This window comes from Kerstersia gyiorum, assembly GCF_004216755.1.
Taxonomy (GTDB): domain Bacteria; phylum Pseudomonadota; class Gammaproteobacteria; order Burkholderiales; family Burkholderiaceae_B; genus Kerstersia; species Kerstersia gyiorum.
Genome location: NZ_SGWZ01000007.1, coordinates 57262 through 78512, shown reverse-complemented (window position 1 = coordinate 78512; position 21251 = coordinate 57262). Strand labels below are relative to the sequence as shown.

Annotated in this window: 17 protein-coding genes and 2 tRNA genes; 11 read left to right on the top strand and 8 right to left on the bottom strand. The window is 63.3% G+C overall.

All coding sequences use genetic code 11. From position 1 onward, the window contains the following. Window positions 1-27 precede the first annotated feature (27 nt). From gspD to gspF, 3 genes are all read left to right on the top strand, one after another. A complete protein-coding gene (gspD, locus tag EV679_RS16295; protein WP_068370299.1) occupies window positions 28-2403 on the top strand; it encodes a type II secretion system secretin GspD in 2376 nt (791 codons plus the stop codon). Next, window positions 2400-3821 carry a type II secretion system ATPase GspE gene (gene gspE, locus EV679_RS16290; RefSeq protein WP_068370301.1) on the top strand — a complete coding sequence of 474 codons (1422 nt, stop codon included), beginning with the start codon at window positions 2400-2402 and terminating at the stop codon, window positions 3819-3821. Before gspD ends, gspE begins: the two co-directional genes overlap by 4 nt. Before the next feature lie 74 nt (window positions 3822-3895). Then, window positions 3896-5107, top strand: coding sequence for a type II secretion system inner membrane protein GspF (gspF, locus tag EV679_RS16285; RefSeq protein ID WP_068370303.1), 1212 nt, complete (start codon window positions 3896-3898; stop codon window positions 5105-5107). Here gspF and EV679_RS16280 read toward each other — a convergent pair. Next, the gene (locus tag EV679_RS16280; protein ID WP_415777589.1) at window positions 5088-5303 is read right to left on the bottom strand and encodes a hypothetical protein; all 216 of its coding nucleotides are present in this window, start codon (window positions 5301-5303) and stop codon (window positions 5088-5090) included. The genes gspF and EV679_RS16280 overlap by 20 nt on opposite strands. A 162-nt stretch (window positions 5304-5465) precedes the next feature. Between EV679_RS16280 and EV679_RS16275 the strand changes: the two genes are divergently transcribed. Beyond that, complete coding sequence (locus EV679_RS16275; RefSeq protein WP_068370307.1) at window positions 5466-5933, top strand: winged helix-turn-helix transcriptional regulator; 468 nt, start codon at window positions 5466-5468, stop codon at window positions 5931-5933. Window positions 5934-6072: 139 nt separating this feature from the next. Then, a tRNA-Leu gene (locus tag EV679_RS16270) sits at window positions 6073-6157 on the top strand. Window positions 6158-6414: 257 nt separating this feature from the next. Here EV679_RS16270 and pobA read toward each other — a convergent pair. The 3 genes from pobA to ligA all read right to left on the bottom strand — a co-directional run bounded on the left by pobA (window position 6415) and on the right by ligA (window position 8886). Further along, window positions 6415-7587, bottom strand: coding sequence for a 4-hydroxybenzoate 3-monooxygenase (pobA, locus tag EV679_RS16265; RefSeq protein WP_130487780.1), 1173 nt, complete (start codon window positions 7585-7587; stop codon window positions 6415-6417). A 92-nt stretch (window positions 7588-7679) separates the two neighbouring features. Then, window positions 7680-8402 (bottom strand): alpha/beta fold hydrolase, encoded by a 723-nt coding sequence (locus EV679_RS16260; protein WP_068370312.1) that lies wholly within the window; start codon window positions 8400-8402, stop codon window positions 7680-7682. 103 nt (window positions 8403-8505) lie between these two features. Next, on the bottom strand, window positions 8506-8886 hold the full coding sequence (ligA, locus tag EV679_RS16255) for a protocatechuate 4,5-dioxygenase subunit alpha (RefSeq protein WP_068370313.1): 381 nt from the start codon (window positions 8884-8886) through the stop codon (window positions 8506-8508). A gap of 258 nt (window positions 8887-9144) precedes the next feature. On the opposite strand from ligA, the gene EV679_RS16250 reads away from it, so the two are divergent. Then, the gene (locus EV679_RS16250) at window positions 9145-10461 is read left to right on the top strand and encodes a LysR family transcriptional regulator (protein WP_165390074.1); all 1317 of its coding nucleotides are present in this window, start codon (window positions 9145-9147) and stop codon (window positions 10459-10461) included. Here the strand turns inward: EV679_RS16250 and EV679_RS16245 are convergent. After that, a complete protein-coding gene (locus EV679_RS16245) occupies window positions 10427-11152 on the bottom strand; it encodes a lipoate--protein ligase family protein (protein ID WP_301290039.1) in 726 nt (241 codons plus the stop codon). The two genes, EV679_RS16250 and EV679_RS16245, sit on opposite strands and share 35 nt — an antisense overlap. Window positions 11153-11581: 429 nt before the next feature. Further along, on the bottom strand, window positions 11582-12148 hold the full coding sequence (locus tag EV679_RS16240) for a SecDF P1 head subdomain-containing protein (protein ID WP_127774762.1): 567 nt from the start codon (window positions 12146-12148) through the stop codon (window positions 11582-11584). A 491-nt stretch (window positions 12149-12639) separates the two neighbouring features. On the opposite strand from EV679_RS16240, the gene EV679_RS16235 reads away from it, so the two are divergent. The 5 genes from EV679_RS16235 to EV679_RS16215 all read left to right on the top strand — a co-directional run bounded on the left by EV679_RS16235 (window position 12640) and on the right by EV679_RS16215 (window position 19003). Next, a complete protein-coding gene (locus EV679_RS16235) occupies window positions 12640-14043 on the top strand; it encodes a hypothetical protein (RefSeq protein WP_127774763.1) in 1404 nt (467 codons plus the stop codon). Between the two features lie 359 nt (window positions 14044-14402). Beyond that, window positions 14403-15560, top strand: a complete 1158-nt coding sequence (locus tag EV679_RS16230; protein ID WP_068370319.1) for an ABC transporter substrate-binding protein — start codon at window positions 14403-14405, stop codon at window positions 15558-15560. Further along, window positions 15557-16384, top strand: a complete 828-nt coding sequence (gene ssuC, locus EV679_RS16225; protein ID WP_372726438.1) for an aliphatic sulfonate ABC transporter permease SsuC — start codon at window positions 15557-15559, stop codon at window positions 16382-16384. The genes EV679_RS16230 and ssuC overlap by 4 nt, the downstream gene beginning before the upstream one ends. Beyond that, a complete protein-coding gene (locus tag EV679_RS16220) occupies window positions 16381-17238 on the top strand; it encodes an ATP-binding cassette domain-containing protein (RefSeq protein WP_202969538.1) in 858 nt (285 codons plus the stop codon). The genes ssuC and EV679_RS16220 overlap by 4 nt, the downstream gene beginning before the upstream one ends. Before the next feature lie 130 nt (window positions 17239-17368). Continuing rightward, window positions 17369-19003, top strand: coding sequence for an FAD-dependent oxidoreductase (locus EV679_RS16215; protein ID WP_130487778.1), 1635 nt, complete (start codon window positions 17369-17371; stop codon window positions 19001-19003). A 128-nt stretch (window positions 19004-19131) separates the two neighbouring features. On the opposite strand, the gene EV679_RS16210 is transcribed toward EV679_RS16215, so the two are convergent. Together EV679_RS16210 and EV679_RS16205 are read right to left on the bottom strand one after the other, a co-directional pair. Further along, window positions 19132-19208, bottom strand: a tRNA-Arg gene (locus EV679_RS16210). Between the two features lie 242 nt (window positions 19209-19450). Further along, window positions 19451-21052 carry an inorganic phosphate transporter gene (locus EV679_RS16205; protein ID WP_127774767.1) on the bottom strand — a complete coding sequence of 534 codons (1602 nt, stop codon included), beginning with the start codon at window positions 21050-21052 and terminating at the stop codon, window positions 19451-19453. Window positions 21053-21251 lie beyond the last annotated feature (199 nt).

Sequence of the window (21251 nt, the reverse complement as noted above, 5' to 3'; positions counted from 1 at the left end):
CCCCAGAAACGAAACGATATCGCCATCATGACCGTCAAGCGCAACGCCCCGACCTCTTCCTTTCCGCTGATTCCCAGCGCCCTGCTGACCCTGATCCTGGCTGGTTGCGCCACCGTGCCGCCGCCCGAGCAACAGGACGCCTCAGAACTGCTGGTCCGCACCAGCGGTGGTGTGCAGCGCAATGCCGACGACAGCCGGTTCCGCAACGACCTGCCACCGCCACCGCCACCGCCCGCCCAGACTTCGCGCAGCAAGCAGGTCACCACGGCTGCGGCGACGCCGCGCACGGTTGCCGGCCGGGGCACCACCAGCGATAACCAGGTCATGCTCAACTTCGTTGACGCCGACCTGCAGGGCGTGGTGCGGGCGCTGGCACGCTTCACCGGCAAGAACTTCATCGTCGACCCGCGCGTCAAGGGCCAGCTCACACTGGTATCCGAAGCCCCGGTATCACCGCAAACCGCCTATACCATGCTGCTGGGCGCGCTGCGCATGCAAGGCTTTGCCGTGGTTGAGGTTGATGGCGTCAGCCGCGTCGTGCCCGAAGCCGATGCCAAGCTGCAAGGCAGCCCGGTCAGCGCTGCCGACGGCACAGTGCCCAGCAGCGGCCTGGTCACGCGTGTCTTCTCGCTGCGCTACGAGAATGCGGCCAATCTTGTCCCGGTGCTGCGGCCCATGATCGCGCCCAACAACCCTATCAACGCCTATCCCGGCAACAATACGCTGGTCATCACCGACTACGCCGACAACCTGGATCGCATCGCCCAGGTTATCGCCGGGATAGATACGCCTCACTCGATCAATACGGACGTCGTGCCCATCCGCTACGCCATCGCCGCGGATATCGCCGGCCTGGCCTCGCAATTGCTGGAAGGCCAGGGGGGCTCGGGCGACGCCACCCAACGCATTTCCGTCGTGGCCGACCCGCGTACCAATAGCGTGCTGATCCGCGCCGGCAGTCCGGCCCGCCTGGATCTCGCCAAGGAACTGATCCAACGCATCGACAGCCCCACCACCAAGCCCGGCAACCTGCACGTGGTCTACCTGCGCAACGCCCAGGCAACCAAGCTGGCGGAAGTCCTGCGCGGCGCGCTGACCGGCCAGGGCGGCAGCAGCACTGGCAGCGAGGGCCTGTCCAATACCTCTGGACTGTCCTCGTCATCGTCGAACTCGTCCTCCAGCAGCTCGCGTTCGGCCAACAGCCTGCTGGGTACCAGCAGCAACAACAGCAGCGGCAACACCAGCAGCAGCGGCAGCAGCAACAACCAGCAATCCGTAGCCTTCTCGGCTGGCGGCGCAACCATCCAGGCCGACCCGTCAACCAACACCCTCATCATTTCCGCTCCCGACCCCCTGTATCGCAGCCTGCGCGAAGTCATCGACCAGCTCGATCAGCGCCGCGCCCAGGTACTGGTCGAGAGCCTGATCGTTGAAGTCAACGCCGACAACTCGGCTGAATTCGGCATCCAGTGGATGGTTGGCGGCGACAGCATCAGCAGCGGCAATACATCCTTCGTCGGCGGTTCCAACCTGGGCGGCTCGGGCCTCACCGGTAACGGCCCCACCACCATCGACGCGCTAGGCAAAGGCCTGAGCCTGGGCGTGGTCAAGGGTACGGTAGATATCCTCGGCAATGAAGTCCTCAACTTGGGCGTACTGGCGCGCGCCATGGAAGGCACTGGCCAGGCCAACGTGCTGTCCACCCCGAACCTGATGACGCTGGACAACGAGGAAGCCAGCATCATGGTCGGCAAGACCGTGCCCTTCGTCACCGGCCAGTACACCACCTCAGGCGACGGTTCCAGCAACCCGTTCCAGACCATCGAGCGTGAAGACGTCGGCCTGACGCTGCGCATCCGTCCACAGATTTCCGAAGGTGGCACGGTCAAGCTCGCGCTCTACCAGGAGGTCAGCAATATCGACGATGCGGCCTCCACCAGTTCAAGCAGCATCGTGACCCGCAAGCGTTCGCTGGAAACCAATGTCCTGGTCGATGACGGCCAGATCATCGTGCTGGGCGGCCTGCTGGAAGACAACGTTTCCAACACCACCGTGGCGGTCCCCCTGCTGGGTTCCATCCCTTTCATCGGCAATCTGTTCCGCTACGACAAACGCACCCGTACCAAGACCAACCTGATGGTCTTCCTGCGGCCGCACATCGTGCGCGACGCGCGTGACAGCGCCAGCCTGACGCTGGACCGCTACAACTTCATGCGCGCCGCGCAGAACAACATGCCGCTGGAATCGCGCTGGCTGACGCCGGATGACTCCCGCCCCCTGCTGCCAGAACTGGACCGCAACGATGCGGGTCTGCTGGATCTGCGTGACGACGGCCCAGCCCCGGCCAGCCCCGTGACGGCGGAACCCCAGGTCATCCTCGACAATACGGACGCCGGCCAATGAACGCACGCCTGCCCTATTCCTGGGCCCGAGCCCAGCGCGCGCTGATCCAGGCCAGCCCGAACGGCCTGGCCCTGGTGCTAAGCCCGGATACGCCCGCCTGGGCCCGGGCCGAACTTCAGCGTCGCTATGGCGAGCTGCCCAGCCGTGAAGTCAGCGACGCGGAACTCGATACGCTGCTGGCCGCCGCTTATGCGCAGACCGATGACGCCGCGGCCGTGGTCGATGCTGCCGCCAGCGAAATCGACCTGGACCGCCTGTTGCAGGATATTCCTGAAGTCGAGGACCTGCTCGAGGCACATGATGACGCCCCGGTGATCCGCATGATCAATGCGCTCTTCACCCAGGCCGCGCGCGACGGCGCCAGCGACATCCACATAGAACCATTCGAAACGCACTCAGTAGTGCGCTATCGCGTCGACGGCACCTTGCGCGACGTAGTCAGTCCGCGCCGCGCCCTGCATAGTGCGCTGGTGTCCCGCATCAAGATCATGGCCAGCCTGGACATCGCCGAGAAGCGGCTGCCGCAGGACGGCCGCATCGCGCTGCGGGTTGGCGGCCGCCCGATCGACGTGCGGGTTTCCACGCTGCCCACCGGTCACGGCGAACGCGCCGTGCTGCGTCTGCTGGACAAGGAAGCCGGCCGCCTGCAACTGGAAAAACTCGGCATGGCGCCCGATGTACTGCGCCAGCTGGACCGTCAGATCCGCCAACCGCACGGCATCGTGCTGGTGACCGGTCCTACAGGCAGCGGCAAGACCACGACGCTGTATTCTGCACTGGGGCGCCTGGATGCCAGCACCACCAATATCCTGACGGTGGAAGACCCGATCGAATACGATCTGCCCGGTATCGGCCAGACCCAGGTGAACCCGCGCATCGACCTGACCTTTGCCTCGGCGCTGCGCGCCATCCTGCGCCAGGATCCGGACGTCATCATGATTGGTGAAATCCGCGATCTGGAAACTGCCCAGATCGCCGTGCAGGCCTCGTTGACCGGCCACTTGGTGCTGGCCACGCTGCACACCAACGATGCCATTTCCGCCGTGGCCCGCCTGATCGACATGGGGGTCGAACCCTTCCTGCTGGCCAGCACCCTGCAAGGTGTGCTGGCGCAGCGCCTGGTGCGCCGCTTGTGCCAGCACTGCTGCAAGAAGCATGATGACGGCACCGCCAGCTGGACGCCTGGCGGCTGCCCGGCCTGCAGTCACACTGGCTACAGCGGCCGTACCGGTATTCACGAGCTGTTCACCGTGACGGATGAAATTCGCTCACTGGTGCACAACAATGCCGATGAACTGGCATTGCGCAGTGCCGCACAAACCGCCGGCATGCGCACGCTGCGCCAGGATGGCGACCGCTGGATCGCACAAGGTGTCACATCGGTGGAGGAAATCACCCGTGTTACCCGAGACGCCTGACCCTGCCCGCCGCCCTGCCCTGACCCCGGGCGCGGAATTCCGCCGCCCGCCCTACCCATACATCCTCCCCAGCCATGCCTTCCTACCAGTATGAAGCCGCCGATACGACAGGCCGCATCGAGCGCGGCCTGATTGATGCCGACAGCGAACGCGGCGCACGCCAGGCGCTGCGCTCGCGCGGCCTGGTCGCGCTGAAAGTCCGCGCGACCGGCGCTTCACGCCAGGGTAGCCAGCGCAGCAGCCTGGGGCCGCGCATCAGCGACTCGGACCTGGGCTGGCTGACACGTCAGCTTTCCAGCCTGCTGGCGGCACGGCTACCGCTGGAAGCAGCGCTGACCGCCACGCTGGAGCAGGCGGAACGCCGCCACGTCGCGCATACGCTGGCGGCGGTTCGCGCCGATGTGCGTGCCGGCCATCGCCTGGGCGAAGCCCTTGCCGCCCACCCACGCGACTTTCCCGACATCTACCGGGCGCTGGTCGATGCCGGCGAACAATCCGGCGACCTGGCCCAGGTCATGGAAAAGCTCGCCGACTACATCGAGTCCCGTGGCGCGCTGCGCAGCAAGATCCTGACCGCCTTCATCTACCCCATCATCGTGACGGTCGTGTCCATCGGCATCGTCATTTTCCTGTTGAGCTATGTCGTGCCGCAGGTGGTGGGGGCATTTTCACAAGCCAAGCAGAAACTGCCTGCGTTGACTGAAATGATGCTCAGCGCCAGCGGCTTCATCCGCGAATGGGGGGGCGTCACCGCGTTGGCGCTGGCTGCCCTGTTCGTGCTCTGGCGCTTCAGCCTGAGGCGTCCGGCGGCAAAACTGGCCTGGCACAGCAAGGTCCTGCGCCTGCCTGTCTTTGGCCGCTACGCCATGGGTGTGGACATCGCCCGCTTCTCCGCGACGCTGGCCATTCTCACCAGCAGCAACGTCCCGCTGCTGGCCGCGCTGGATGCCGCGCGCAAGACCCTGCGCAACGAACGACTGCGCAGCGCCGTCAATGACGCCACGGTACGGGTACGCGAAGGTGCGCAGCTGTCCGCCGCCTTGCAGGCGCAGAAAATCTTCCCGCCGCTGCTGGTCCACCTGGTCGGCAGCGGCGAACGCACCGGCGAACTGCCCGCCATGCTGGACCGCGCCGCCAAGACGCTTTCCAGCGAACTGGAACGACGTGCCATGACACTCACCGCCCTGCTGGAACCGCTGATGATCCTGATCATGGGCGGCATCGTACTGGTGATCGTCCTGGCGGTGATGATGCCCATCATCGAAATCAACCAGCTGGTGCAATAGGCGAAAGCGCAACATCGGTCACACGCCGGGTCAGCCACCAGAACACCAGGGCCAGCAGGCTCACCAAGGCTCCCAGCGCGTATACACCCGCCCATCCAGATCGCGCATAGGCCAGGGTGGAGCCGATGGCGCCCAGGCCACTGCCGACTGCATAGAACAGCATATACAGACCGACCAGGCGGCTGCGCATGGCCATCGTTTGATTGCACGCCAGGCCGCCGCCGCCCGACGGCCCCATAAAAGTCCCCATGATCGCTGCTTCAGTCAATCCAGTTTCAAATAAAAACTAGTTGAATGCCAGATCACGTGGTTTTAAAATGCAACCACCAGGTTTATCCGCCAGCCACCAGGAGATGCCGTGCCGTCCCGAAAAAAAGCCCCCCAGGAAACCTGCCCGGTTGCGCGTTCCGTTGATGTGATCGGTGACCGCTGGTCCCTGCTCATCGTGCGTGATGCTTTTGACGGCATCAGCCGATTTGGCGATTTCCAGCGCAGCCTGGGAATGGCCAGGAACATTCTGGCCGATCGGCTACGCAAGTTGGTCGATGCCGGCATCTTCGCCATGCAGGATGCATCCGATGGTTCGGCCTATCAGGAATACAGCCTGACGCCACGAGGCAAGCGCCTGTTTCCCATTGTGGTCGCGCTGCGCCAGTGGGGCGAACATCATCTGTTTCCGCATGGCGAAGCTCACTCGATACTGGTGGATAAGCGCACCGGGCGCCCCATCGCCCCCATGGCGCCTCAAGCCGAGGATGGATCGGCACTGTCGCCCGAGGGCACGGAGGTCAAGAAAATAGAGGCGACTGACGCAGGCGCCACCTGAAGCCTGGCAGACCCCCAAAAAAAATTTGCCGTATCTCTCTTTTTTTCACCAATAGTGTTGACACACAAAAAAATAAGCCATATACTTCTTTTCCTACGCTTCTGACACGGAAGAGAACTTCTGAAGTCGACGAAACGTTGCCCAGGTGGCGGAATTGGTAGACGCGCTAGTTTCAGGTACTAGTGCCTTCGGGTGTGGAGGTTCGAGTCCTCTCTTGGGCACCAATTGCAACGGCTTGAAATCGAAAGATTTCAAGCCGTTTTTACTTTCCGGCGGCATTCTCCCCAGCTGAATTCCTGCATCGCCGTTCCAGCCAGCCCGGCAACCTTGTCTCACGTCTGCCGGTGGCGACGCCAGGCAATCCTCATTGCATCAGCCACCGACCGCAGGGAACGCCCCTGAGCCCCCCCCCCAATGCAGCAAGCTTGCGCGCTTGCCGGACCAATCCGGCAAGCGCACGTCCGCCGCCCTTATCAAGAGATCAAAACGGCAGCCCTGCATATTGCTCGGCCAGCGTCGCCAGCGCACGCTCGGATTTCTGCAGGTACTGGAACTCGTTGAGACGCATTTTTTCCTCGAACCCGGAATCCTGCGGAAAGACATGCAACAGCTTGGTCAGCGACCAGGACACGCGCTCCGACGCCCAGACCCGCCGCAAAGCCGTCTCCGAATACCGCTCAAGCAATTCATCCTGCTGGTGGTTGTAGTAGGCATCGAAAGCTCGCGACAGGTAATAGACGTCGGATACCGCCAGGTTCAGGCCCTTGGCGCCCGTCGGCGGCACGATATGGGCAGCATCGCCCGCCAGGAACATCCGGCCGTGGCGCATCGGCTCGGCAACGAAGCTGCGCAAGGGAGCGATGGATTTTTCTATGCTGGGGCCGGTCACGACGGTGCGCGCCAGCTCGGCCGGCAAGCGCCGCTTGAACTCTTCCCAAAAACGTTCGTCGGGCCAGTCATTGAGGTCCGTATCCATCGGACACTGGATGTAGTAACGACTCAAATTCGGGTTGCGCTGGGATGCCAGGGCGAAGCCGCGCTCATGGCGCGCATAGATCAAGTCCTCCATCGGCGGCGTTTCCGACATGATGCCCAGCCAACCGAATGGATAGACCTGCTCATAGGTCCGCAGAACACTGGCCGGAATGGATTGCCGCCCGATGCCATGAAAGCCATCGCAGGCGGCAATGAAATCGCAATCTATCCGACCCGCCTCGCCATTGCGGGTATAGGTCACATAGGACTGGACGCCCGTAATATCGTGCAGCACGACATCGGTGGCGCGATCAAGGATTTCCGTGCCCGCGCGATCATGGGCCGCATACAGGTCTTCGGTAATGGCGGTCTGGCCATAGGCAACCATGGGCCGACCGGCATACTTCATGGTGTCGATCACAAAAGAACCTTCGCCATGCCAGGTCACCAGCGTACCGTTGTGCTCCAAGCCTTCGCGATCCAGCCGTTCGCCCAGGCCCACATCCCGCAGCAACTGGACCGTGCCATGCTCCAGCACGCCGGCCCGGATGCGCTGAAGCACATATTCGCGGCTTTGCCGCTCAAGCACGGTGCTACTGATGCCATGCAGCGCCAGGATATGGGACAGCAATAGCCCGGCTGGGCCGCCGCCGATGATCGCGACCTTCGTCTTCTTCATGATTGTCTCCTCTGATTGTTTGGGGCGGGCCCGCCCTTCCTGGCGCCATTGCCTGGCCGCTCTCAAGTGCGTTCCCGCCCATCGGACCGGCTTCAAGCCTGGCCGTCATCCTCCAGCCAGGCGCGCAACATCCGCGTCACTGCCTGTGGCTGTTCCATGGTGCTCATGTGCCCGCTGTCTTCGATGACGACCAGGCGTGCGGCAGGACACTGCCGCTGCATTTCCTCATGGCGCGCGACCGGGCTCCAGGCATCCTGCCGCCCGCAGGACAGCAGCACCGGCACTTGCAGGCGCGCCAGAACGCCGCTGGCGTCCGGCCGCTCGATCAGCGCCTGCAACTGTGCGGCAAAAATATCTGGCGTCTTGCGTTCTATCATCGCCAGGATTTCCTCGAAGAGCGGCGTTTCCAGCCTGTCCTTGTGCACCATGCCTCGCGCCCATTCCCGGCCCATAGCGCGCATGCCTTGCGTACGTGCGATATGCAACAGCGCCATACGCCCCGCCACCTCTCGTTCGCCCGCAGCCCCTGATGCCAGCGAGTGCGTGCCGGTATCCAGCAAGGCCATACGCTCCACCCGCTCGGGCATCTGGCGAGCGATTTCCAACGCCACCCGCCCTCCCATCGAGTGACCTGCCACGGCAAAACCGCCTGCCGGCACGGCATCCAGCGCAAGGCTGGCCATGGCGCCAATCGAATCCGCGCAGCCATAGTCCGGTACCACGCAGTGGTAGGCCGACAAGGCCTCGCGCTGCTCGCGCCAGACCGTCTCATCGCACAACAGCCCCGGCAATAACAGCAAAACCGGTTTGCTCATGTTTTCCTGCTCCCTATCTTCTATTCGTTCATCGCCCGCATCCGCCAACAGGCGGGTCCGGGCGGCTCACTGCCACACCGCGCCCCCTTCCGGGCCAGCCGCTTCAAGCCCCCTCGCCCTTGCCCGCTGGCGGACGGCCACCTGCCAGCATCATGTCGCGGTAGGCCTCCTCGCTCATGCCTGTCATGGTGGACACCATCTTCTGAACACTAACACCATCGGTTGCCCCCACCTTGACCAGGAAATAAATGCTGCCGCCCAGCGCGATGCAACGGTTCAGGTCACGCGCCAGCAGCGCCTGCTTCTGCTCTTCCGACATCGGCCATTCATCCAGGTAGACGCGTTCGTCGGACTTGAAGCGCTCTCGGTTGGCGGGCTGCATCAGGCTCATGCAAAACTGATTCAACCAGTAGCCCTTGCGGGATTGATCGGCGTCGAACACCGTTGTCCCCGGCACGTCCAGATAAGGTTTATCCAAGGCCATGTCACCTCCTCGAGCGATTGCAAAGCAGCTATCAGTATCGGCAAACCAGGCCACCACCACCAATCAAAAAAAGCGCCTTTTCAATGTTTTTTACTTATATGCTGGAAAACACCTAGTCCTTCCAAAGAATCAAAAACAAGACTGCCATTAATAAAATCCAGCCAATGACAGGCATTCAACGACAGGCTTGCTGGCACAGAATCATGCATCCTGGTTATGCTGTGCCACAGGCCTGATTCCTTTTACGTTTCCCTGCCCATGCGCTCCGCCCCGCATTCCCCCGCCAGCCAGGCAACACACGGCACGCCAACCCTGCTGCCGATGCTGCGCTCGCTGCGCGCCATGAGCGCCGTCGTGCAGCACGGCACCACCTTTGCCGCCGCCGAAGCCTGCCATGTTTCCCAGCCCGCCATCACTCGCGCCATTCAGCGCCTGGAGCGCGATTGCGGACTGGACCTCTTCTTGCGCACCGCGCGTGGCATGGCGCCCACCGAACCGGGCCGGCAAATGGCGGCGCGGGTCATGGCCTTGCTGGCATGCCTGCAGACTGGTGCCAGGGAAGCCCTGGCCAGCGACGCATCGAAGCGTGGGGGCGACGGCACGACGGGCCGGTTTGCGCGCAGCGTTACGCCCAGCCAGATCCAGGCGCTGCTCAGCGTGGCAGCCTGGGGCAGCGAATCGCGCGCGGCCCAGGCGCTGGGCATCTCCCAGCCCGCCATCCACGCCGCGCTGCAAGGACTGGAACGCCTGATCTCGGTGCGGCTGTTCTACAAACTGCCATCTGGCACCTGGCTCACGCCGCCAGGCGATGCGCTGTTGCTGCGCACCCGGCAGGCGCTGGCTGAACTGCGCGGCCTGGAAAGCGACCTGGCGGCCTGGCAAGGAGAAACCCGAGGCACGATAGTCATCGGCACGCTGCCACTGTCCGTGCCCATTTTCCTGCCGCACGCGATCCAGACCATCATGCAGGCGCACCCCGGCGTGCGAGTGGGCATCATTGACGGTACTTACGAAGACCTGCTGCAGCGCCTGCGCAGCGCCGATATCGACGTCATTGCCGGCGCGCTGCGGCGCGACCCGGTGGATGATGACATCCGCCAGATAGCGTTATTCGAAGATGATCTGGTCATTGTTGCGCGCCCGGACCATCCCTGCCTGCAGCAAGCCGGCCTGCAGCTGGACGACCTGACGCGCTGGCGCTGGGTCACGCCCCTGCCGGACACGCCTGCGGACCGCCTGCTGCGCCAGATATTCGCCGCGCAGGGCCTCGCGCCGCCCTCCGGGCGCCTGTATGCCAACAGCCCGATGATTACGCAGGCACTGGTGCAACAAACCGGGCACCTGGCCATCGCGTCGCGGGGTCAGGCACAAATCGAGGCCCGCCACGGAAACCTTTGCATTGTCCCGGTTGCAACGCCAGGCACCGGCAGGAAAATCGGGCTGGCCCTGCGCACGGCCACCCAGGCCTCGCCACAGCTCCATGCCCTGCTGCAGGCCTGCCAGGATGCCGTCGCGGCACCTGGCAGCCTGCCCGCTGCCCTCAGGGCAGATGGTTCAGCCAGGCCTCGCTGCTGAACTTGCCCTGCGCCAGGCTCTCCGCGGCAGCAAACTCTTCGGGTGTAATCTGCCCCGGCGTGCCGCCATTGAGCGCGGCGAAGGTCGCCTTCATGCGGGCGATGATCTGCTCGCGCGCCAGCCCGGTCTGGCTGCGCAAGGGGTCCACACGCTTGGCGGCGCTGGCAGTGCCTTTGTCGCTCAGCTTTTCCCGGCCGATGCGCAATACCTGGAGCATCTTGCCCGCATCCATGTCGTAGGCCATGGTCACGTGATGCAACACGGCACCATTGGCGAAACGTTTTTGCGCAGCACCACCAATCTTGCCCTGCGGGCTGGTAATGTCGTTGAGCGGTTTGTAGAACGCGGCAATGCCGAGTTCGTTGAGCGCCTTTAGCACCCAGTCGTCCAGAAAGGCATAGGATTCCGCGAAGCTCATGCCACGCACCAGTTCGCCTGGCGCATACAGGGAGTAGGTAATCGTCGAGCCGGGCTCCACGAACATCGCCCCCCCGCCCGTGATGCGACGCACCACATCCACGCCCAAACGACGCGCAGCATCCATGTCCACTTCGTTTTTCAAGGATTGGAAGCAGCCGATGATGATGGCCGGATGGCTCCACTCCCAGAACCGCAGGGTCGGGGCACGCTGCCCTGCCCCTACCGCCTGGCCCAGCACATCGTCGAGCGCCAGGTGCATGGCCGGCGACATTGGGCCGGCCTCGACCAATTGCCACTCGTAGTCACGCCAGCTGCGCTCCACGCCCAGCGCGCGGCGCACGGCGATGGCGACCGCTTCCGGACTGAAGCCAATCAAGGCTGCATCCGGCCGCAACCCACGGCGTATGGCTGCAGCCATGTCTTCCGCCGAAGCACTGACCGGCAGTCCGTTGAGGGACTGCCGTATATCGGCCAGCGCCTCCGGCGGCTCGAGGAAAAAATCCCCGGCGACACTGACATCGCGCAAGCAGCCTGCTTCCACTTCCAGATCGACCACTACCAGCTTGCCGCCGTGAACCTTGTACTCACCATGCATGGAAAAACCTCTATCGCAACACGACAGCACCCGGCTGCCATGCCGGACGGCAGCCGGGTGCAAAACCGGCCCGACCACGATGGCCAGGCCGATCATCCTTCAGGCTCAGTTCGCGCCCTGGCGCAGCAATTCGACCACAGCCTGCGCATCTTCCGCGCTGCGCATGGGCACATGCACAGCCGGTCGCTCATAGGACGATGCCACCTGCGGAACAGCGACGATCTGGTCATTGATCGTCAGCACCAGGTAATTGCCTGCCGCCTGGCGACTGATGGATTCCAGCTTCTGCGCACCCTGCTCATTGAAATCGAAGCGCAGGAAAACCTGGCCCTGCTGGCTTTGCAGGGGAACGATCTGCTGCAGGTCAGCCTGGGTAAAAACGGGCTGCGGCAAGGCATACACGCTGGTCTCGGGATTGAGCTGGATCTGCACCAGGTCATCCGCCGGCTGCGGTTGCGCAAGAAAGAAACGAATGGCGGGCGCGGTATTCGCAGCAGCCTGCTGCTGCGTCAGCTGCGCCTGTTGTGTTTGTTCCTGGCCTTGCTGCTGTGCCTGCTGCGCGGCCTGGGATTCGCTTTCCGGCTGGCGCGGCACCGTGTTCTGGCAAGCCGCCAGGCTCACGGCACCTGCCAACATCAGCCAAGGAAACAAAGGTCGCGTGGAAAATTTCATGTCTTGCTGGCCCCAATAAAGAGAATTGAAAACAGGTTGTGAAAACTGCACGGCCATACCTTGCCACGGCTGCCGCGCGACTTCCAGACGGCCTTACATCTTCACACATAACGTATTATCCACTTTTACCTGAAATAAATTGGCATCACAGGCCAGTGCACACCTCGACCGCCCGCCTCCCACGGCGGCTGACGACGCTTGTGCATGTGTTTGCAACATTGCGCTAGCACCAGGGAAACGACGTTCCTGCCGCCAGGCTTCTATTTCCGCCGCAATCCGCCCTGCCGCCCGCTTCCCCCTCGGGATTGCCCGTAGCATTCTGATACTATCGCGCTCCCCGCGCCCAGCATGCGCGCACCAGGCCTGCCTTCTAAAATCGCGCATGCATGGCGCACACCGCGTTTCCAGCGCCTGGTTCGTGTTCCGGACACAGCGCAACTGGCCGGGCCATGCCGCACAGGGCCGAGCCTGAATCATTCCTACGAGGATCTATGAAACTCTCCACTCCGCTTGCAGCAATCGCCGGTGCGATCGTCGCGGGTTCCGCTGTATTTTTCTACTTCCAGCAACACCAGTCCCAACAACCGGCCGCCACGCCGCTGACTGTTGGCAAGCAAGTCTCGGGAGAACTGTCCAGCAAGAGCCTGCTGAACTATAGCGACGGCGTTCGTAGCGCTCTGTTCAGCCTGGACGCGGAAAAAGACCAGTTGTTCCGCATCATCGTCACTGGCGCCCTGCGCCCGCAGATCAGCGTGCTGCGTGACGGCAACCTGGTTTCGCGCCTGAACAACCCGTGCGACGACTGCTCCGGCTCGAACCGTAATAACAAGACGGTACTGGGTTTCAAGACCGAAGCCAATGGCACCTACAACATCGCGGTCAGCGGCATGGACGCCAGCGCCTACGGCCCGTTCCAGGTGGAAGTGGAAAAACTCCAGCCGTATTCCGGCGAGCCCGTCACCGCCGGCCAGAACGTTACGGACTGGGGTACTGGCAAGGTGCTGGAATACCGCCTGAACATTACCGAAGAAGGCATCTACCGCATCGACATGCGTGCGTCGCAACAGGGCCTGGACCCTTATCTGGTGCTGCGCGACAGTGCCGGCAACGACCTGTTCAGCGACGACGACAGCGGCGGCAACCTGGATGCGCGCCTGCAAGTGGCACTGAAACCCGGCAGCTATACCATCGTGGCCGACTCCGCCATGGAAACCAGCCAGTTCCAGGGCGGCTTCACGATTGATGTCGAACGCCTGCCGATGCCCGAAGGCGAGCTCCTGGCGCCGAATGCCGCCCTGCAGCTCAACGGCCCCTCAGGGACAGCAGTTTATGCAGGTGAGGAACAACAGTACTCGTTCCGCCTCAACGAACCCGCCCTCGTCACCGTGGAAATGAGCGCCCAAGGCTTCCAGGCCGACGTGGCGATCAGCGCCGATACCGGCAACGTGCGCGGCAGCAGCAGTGGCCAGCGCAACCGTGTTCGCAGCGTCCTGCAGCCGGGCACCTATTACGTCAACATCGGCGGCGGCACGCAAAGCGGCCCCTACACCCTGGCCGTTAAGACCCAGGCAGTGCCCGAAAATGCCGGCGGCGGCACCCTGAAGGTAGGCGAACCACGTGCGGCACTACTGCTGGGCGGCAACGAAGCCGATAGCTACACGCTGCAGATCACTCAGGGTGGCACCTATGCCATCACCATGCGTGCCCCGGACTCCGACAGCTACCTGACGCTGCTGCAGGACGGTTCGACGCTGGCAGAAGACGATGACAGCGCCGGCAACATGGATGCGCAGATCGTCACCGAACTGGCGCCCGGCACTTACGAGGTCCAGTCCCGCACCCTGGGCGACGGCGACCGCGACCGCCGCTATACCATTTCGGCCCAGCGCCGTTGATGTTTCGTCCTGGCCGCCAACGCGGCCAGGACGAAACTGCCCTTGCGGCCATCAGATACCTGAGCGCATCCACGCGCTGCGGCCCATCCAGGCCGGCCCGCATCGGGCCGGCCTTTTTCGTTCCTGCCCGGCGCTCACCCGCCCAGCCTGCGCCACCAGACGGCCGCCCACCGGTCACCTGTCTAGTACCAAAAACCAAGAGTCCCCCCGCCGCTGCGGCTTTACCCCATTAGCAAATAAATAATCCTTCGTTCGGCCACGGGCGCCATATTTCTAGAATTCATTCCACGGCAGCAAAAGTCCGCCGGCGCCTCCGGCGTCTGTTGCGGCGCGCCGCGTTTCTCTAGAAAGCATCCGCCATGACTCTGAATATTTTTACGCAGGCTCCCTCATTTTCCCTGCTGCAGGCGCTCCCCGGGGCCTGGGCACGAACCAGCCTGCGCCTGTTGGCCAGTGCCGTACTGGCCAGCACGCTGGCCGCCTGTGACAGCAACACCCCCGCCGCCAATACAGCGGGCGGCAGCAATTCGGCCAGTGCGCCGGCCGCCCCCACCGGCCAGTCCGGCACCACGGCAACGCCTCCGGCAGGCGCCGGCACGGCAACGGCTGCCCAAGCTGCGGCAGGCGACTACACCTTGCGCCTGGGCTATATCGGACCGGGCCAGAGCATAGGCGGCCCGGTAGGCTGGGCGCTGGAAAAAGGCCTGCTGGCCGACGCCATCAAGGGGCTGGGTTTCAACCAGATCACCCAGCACATTTTCCCCAATGGCCCCGACCTCAATGAAGCGCTGCTGAGTGGCAAGCTGGATGTCGGCATCTATGGCGACACGCCCGCGCTGTTCGCCCGCTCCAGCGGCGGCGCCACCCGCCTGCTGGGGTTCAACGGCATTGCCAGCGATGCATGGCTGGTCGTGCCCGCCAATGGCGTCGACACACCGGCCGAGCTGGCCGGCAAACGCGTGGGCCTGCCACGTGGTTCCTATCTGCATCGCTACTTCGCCGGTCTGAAAGACCAGGGCGTCATCAAGGATGTCGAAGAAGTCCACCTGTTCCCGCGCGACGCCCAGCCCGCGCTGGAACGAGGCGACATCGCAGCCTATACCGCCCCGACGGGCCTGGGCCCGCAGCTCAAGGCGCAAGGCCTGAAAGTCATCGACCAGGCCAGCCAGCACGGCCTGGAAGGCAACTCGGTGATCGTCGCCAGCGAAAACTTCCTCAAGGCTCACCCCGGGTTCGCCGCGGCTTTCGACCACGCGCGCGAACAAGGCGCCCGCGACCTGCATGCCAACCCCGACGCTTACTACACCTACTACCTGACCACCACGGCCTTCAGCGAGCCGGTAGTGCGTGAATCCTGGCCAGTCAGCTCGTTCAACATCGACGCCTTCCCGCAACAAGGCCTGGATCTGCTGGAAGGCACGAAAGCCTTCCTGCTTTCCAACGGTCTGGCCAAGGAGGATTTCTCGATTGCCGACTGGCAATGGCATGAACCCGCCCAACAGGAAGGCGCAAAGTGAGCCGGACCGGCCGTGCGTCCCTGGCTCCGTCTGCCACCGCACCGCTGCGCGCGGTCTGGTGGCAGGCTATGCCTTGGCTGATCCCGATACTGACCATCATCGTCTGGCACTATGCCTCCACGCACGGGCTGGTGTCGGCGCGGCTGTTTCCGCCCCCACTCGAAGTCCTGCACACGTTCGTGCGTCTGTTCATGAGCGGCGAACTCTGGCACCACGTGGGCGTGAGCTTCGCACGCGCGGCGGCAGGCTTCACGCTGGGCACCGCGCTGGGCCTGGGGCTGGGCCTGCTGACCGGCCTGTCGCGCACAGGCGAGCGCCTGCTCGATACCACGCTGCAAATGCTGCGCAACATTCCCTCACTGGCGCTGGTGCCGCTCGCCATCATGTGGTTCGGCATCGACGAGACCACCCGCATTTTCCTGATCACTTTCGCCGCCCTGTTCCCGGTCTATCTGAATACCTACCATGGCATCCGTTCGCTGGACAGCGGCCTGATCGAAATGGCGCGCAACTACGGCCTGAGCGGCTGGCGGCTCTTGCGCTATGTGGTGCTGCCGGGCGCTGTGCCTTCCATTCTGGTTGGCGTGCGCTACGCACTGGGCGTGTCCTGGATCGTGCTGATCGTCGCTGAAACCATTTCCGCCAAGTCCGGAGTCGGCTATATGGCCATGACTGCCCGGGAATTCCTGCAGACCGACATCGTCGTGCTGTCCATCATCATCTATGCCTTGCTGGGCAAGAGTTCCGATTGGGCGGCACGCCTGCTGGAACGGCGCTGGCTGAAATGGCATCCATCCTATCAATTGGCGGAGGCCCGGCCATGAGCAGCCAACCTGCATTTTTTCCTTCGTTCTGGCGCCGCCTGCTGCCGCACTCGGCCAGCGCTGAACCCCAGGCAGAGACCGGTGCAGCCCGCGCCCCCCGGCAACCAGCCTACGACCGAACAGCCGCCGCTGCTGGCCAGGGACTGGCGCTATCCATCCGCGGCCTGGAAAAATCCTTTGGTTCGCAGGCGGTCATCCGCACGCTGGACCTGGAGGTCGGCGCTGGGCAGTTCCTGGCTATCGTCGGCCGTTCAGGTTGTGGCAAGTCCACGCTGCTGCGTGCATTGGCCAGCCTGGAAACCGCTGATGGCGGCCAGTTGCAGGCCGATGGCGGCAGCCTGCGCGCCCAGGCGCGCAATATCCGCATGATGTTCCAGGATTCGCGCCTGCTGCCCTGGCTTTCCGTGCTCGACAACATCGGCCTGGGTCTGCGCGGCGACTGGCGCCCGCGCGCCCGGGCAGCGCTGGAAGAAGTGGGGCTGACCGAACACGCAGGCAAATGGCCCGCGCAATTGTCCGGCGGCCAGCGCCAGCGCGTCGCGCTGGCACGGGCATTGATCCATCGTCCTCGCTTGCTGCTGCTCGATGAACCCCTGGGCGCCCTGGATGCACTGACCCGCCTGGAAATGCAGGCGCTGGTGGAAAAAATCTGGCAAACCCACGCCTTCACCGTGCTGCTGGTCACGCACGAAGTCGAAGAAGCCGTCGCGCTGGGCGATCGTGTCGTGCTCATGGATGGCGGCCAGGTTGCGCTGGACCTCGCCGTTCCGCTGCCCCGGCCGCGGGCCCGGGGCAACCCCGCGTTCGTCGCCCTGCGTGAAACCGTGCTGGACCGCGTGCTGCAAAAAACCTGACACCCCGGCGCAACGGCATCTCTGCCACGGCGGCAGCCAGCACCACCGGAGCCGCCCCGGCCCCGGCCGTCGGAATGCCAGAGCGGCATTCCGACGGCCTTTTCCAAATTTTCTGTTTTCCCCTATCGCCATGGCTTCCTACCCCAGCAGTAACCTCGTCCGCCCCGGTTCCCACGACCATGAATACAGCGCCGACATTCTTGTCATTGGCGGCAGTGTCGCAGGCTGCTGGGCAGCACTGAGCGCGCGCACGGCCGGCGCCAGCGTCATCCTTGCGGAAAAAGGCGTGGTCGGCGAAGCCGGCGTCGTGGCCAAGGCCAGCGGCAGCGCCTGCTACACCCGGCCGGGAGAAACCGCCTACAACGACAAGCTGATCCACTCACGCCATGCGGCTGCCTGCGGCCTCGACGACCTCGCCTATATCGAAAAAGTCTACGAAGAAAGCTACCGCATCGGCCTGCAACTCAAGGCACTGGGTTTTCAGTCGGCCTATGGCCTGCCGACGCTGGATGGCAGCCCGCCCAGCCTGCTGGCATTCCAGGGCCCGTATGCCCTGCTGTTCCTGCGCGAACAACTGCTGCAGGCCGGCGTGCAGATACTTGACCACAGCCCGGCGCTGGAATTGCTGGGTCATGAGGGCGCGGTTGCGGGTGCGGCAGGCTACAACACTGAAGACGGGCAAAGCTGGAGCGTACGTGCCGGCGCCGTCATCCTGGCCACGGGCGGCAACGCCTTTCTATCCGGCGCCATGGGCACCGAAGGCACGACTGGTGACGGCCACCTGATGGCAGCCGAGGCTGGAGCCAATTTTTCCGGCCTGGAGTTCAGCGGGCACTACGGTATTTCACCGAAAGGCAGCCCCACTACCAAGGGTTTCTGGTACAGCAGCGCCACCTTCTACGACGGCAATGGCCGCGAGCTGCCAGCCAATGGCTGGGAATCCGTCGCCGATGTCGGCCGTGCCATCATCGAAACCGGCGGGGCCTACGCCAGCATGAACCGGGGCAACCCGCACCTCAAGGCCTTTGCCAAGACAGTCAGCAGCATCTACGAGCACTTCCGTACCATCGGCGTAGACCCGTTCACCGAACGCTTTCCTCTGGAACTGCGCTACGAAGGCCTGATCCGCGCTGCCGGCGGGCTGACGACCGACGAACGCTCTGCCACCAGCGTGCCAGGGCTGTATGCCGCCGGCGATGTCACGGAGCGCACCCATTTGTGCGGTGCTGCCATGAGCGGCGCCGGACCGGCCATTGCCTGGTGCCTGGTATCGGCCAAATGGGCGGCCCAGGCCGCCGTAGCGGCGGCGCAACCCGCCCCGGCCCCACAGCAGGCCCTGCATGGCCTGGGCGGAATCGGCCTGCGGCCACGCGGTGCAGCCAGCAATGCCCCCAGCGCAGCCATCCGCCAGGGTGTCCAGGCGGAAATCCTGCCCATCGAAAAAAATGTTTTCCGCAACCTGGGCGGCATTCGCGCCTCCCTCGACAAGCTGGAAACGCTCTGGGACCAGGCCAGCGCAGGGCTGGCCCCCAATGCCGACCAAAGCCCGCGCCACGCCCGCGAAACCGCTGCCATGCTGGCGGGCGCACGCTGGATCTACCGCAGCGCCAGCGAACGCCGCGAAACCCGGGGCATGCACCGTTTGCAGGAACTGCCGCATGCCGACCCGGCACAGCAGGACCGCATCATCATCACCGGGTTGGACGACATCCGCCTGCAACGCATCCCCGTCACGCAAGCCGCGCCGTCCACGCAGGCAGCCTGAGCGGTTCGTGCACAGGACATGATCGGCGCTGCCGGCCATGCCCTGTTTTTCGCTAGGAAACCAGCAGCCACAGCCAAACAGCCATAACGAAAAGGGGCTTACAGTTTTCACTGTAAGCCCCTCTGAATTGGCGCGCCCGGCAGGATTCGAACCCACGACCCCTTGGTTCGTAGCCAAGTACTCTATCCAACTGAGCTACGGGCGCATTCTGTCTTGTGCTTCCTTGCGGACCGGCTTTTTTGAAAGCCAGATGAGCAACAAGTGCAGAGAAAGAAATATAGCATGTATTTTTCTATTCATGCAAGCAGAAAAATAAATGCCCACAGATACACCTAGCCTGTAACACGTCCCTGCCCCGCTGGCACACCGGCGCACAATACGAAAAAGCCGTGGCATCCCCGGCTTTTTCCTGCATTTCCGCGTGTTCAGGCCAGTCAGCGGCCAGATTCAGAAAATGCTGTTGAGCGCCACGAAAATAATGGAGCTGAGGATGGCTGCCGCAGGCAGGGTGATGATCCAGGCCATGGCGATCGGCTTCATCAGGCCCCAGTTGGTCTGGCGATTGGCCAGGCCAATGCCCAGTACGGCCCCGATGAGGATATGCGTGCTGGAAACCGGCATGCCCATCAGGGACGCCATCATCACCACCACGGCTGCCGCCAGCTCGGCAGAGAAGCCAGAGGCCGGGTGCATTTTGGTCAGGTTGGTGCCCACCGTGGCAATCACTTCCTTGCCGATGAACCACAGGCCCACCACCAGCGCCACGCCGAACGTAATCATGGCTTCCGCCGGAATGGCCGCCGATTCGCCGATGGAACCCGTACGCATGACATCCAGGATGGCGGCAAACGGACCGATGGCATTCGAGATGTCGTTGGAGCCATGGCTGAACGCAAACGCCGCTGCCGTGAACAGCTGCATCCAGCTGAACATCATGAAGGTCGATTTGCTCAGGGACTTGCGCTTGAGCGTCTTGGCAAAGATAAAGGTCGCCATCCAAACAAAGGCGCCGATCATGCCGATCAGCACATACATGTGCAGCGACGACAGCCCCAGGTTGGCGTTCTTCAGTCCTTTGAAGAGCAGCATGGATGCAATGACTATGGCGCCGATGGCGGCAATAAACGGCACGCCATTTTCCAGCGCGCGGTAGGCTCGGATTTCTTCCTTGCGCTGCTCGAACTGGTGCAGGCCACGGTAGTAGTCCGACTGCAGATGTTCCGGCTCGAACTCCTCGTCTTCCATCAGTTGCGCGTCCTGCTCCAGCAGGCGGCTGTAGGACGCTTTCTGGATATCCGTCAGGCTTTCGAACGCTTCCTTGTGCTGTTTCTTGTAATCACGGCGCGCACGGCGATTTTCACGCAGCTGGGCGTCCGCCGTCTCGTTGTAGTTAAGCACATGGCGCTTGACCTGCGCATAGAGCAGGTACGACATCACGCCGCCAAGCAGGGGCGACACCACCCAGGACAGCGCAATCGTGCCGATCTTGTCCCACTGCACCAGATCCAGCGCGGCGCTGCCACCGCTCAGCATGAAGCCCAGCGTGATGGAACTGCCCACGATAGCGCCGACAATGGAGTGCGTCGTCGATACCGGGTAGCCTTTCTTGGAGGCATACAGCAACCAGATCGCCGCTGCACATAGCGCCGACATCATGATGTGCACCAGTTGCAGCGGTTCCAGATGCATCGCCGACATATCGACAATGCCGCCGCGGATGGTCGCGGTGACCTCCCCGCCCGCCAGGACTGCACCGCTGACTTCGAACACGGCGGCAATCAGCAGCGCCTGTTTGACCGTCAGGGTCCGTGCCCCGACACTGGTTCCAAACGAGTTGGCGACGTCATTGCCGCCAATATTGAAGGCCATGAAGACCCCGAACAGGATCGCCAGGATCAACAGTACGGGGTGATTGAAGTGGGTGTAGCCCAGGGCCCAATAGACAAAGTAGCCAGAGACGCTGACCAGCAGTACGGCAAAAAACAAGCTGATGCGCCAAGACCCCGCAGTGTCGTCGACGGGCTTGGCATGCAGTGGAGATGCACTCATGAGAAGTTATTCTGTTTCCAACTCACCACCCAAAACCGCAGTGACCGGCAAATCCGGCCCACGGCTAACAGCAGTTCTCATCCCGGAAGCCCAGGCTGATGTGGTCGATTGAACTGCCATCAAAAAATGACAGGAATTTGACCATGCTTTTCGCCAAATAGGGAGATCACGTACGCGAGTATCGCAAGTAGACGACAGA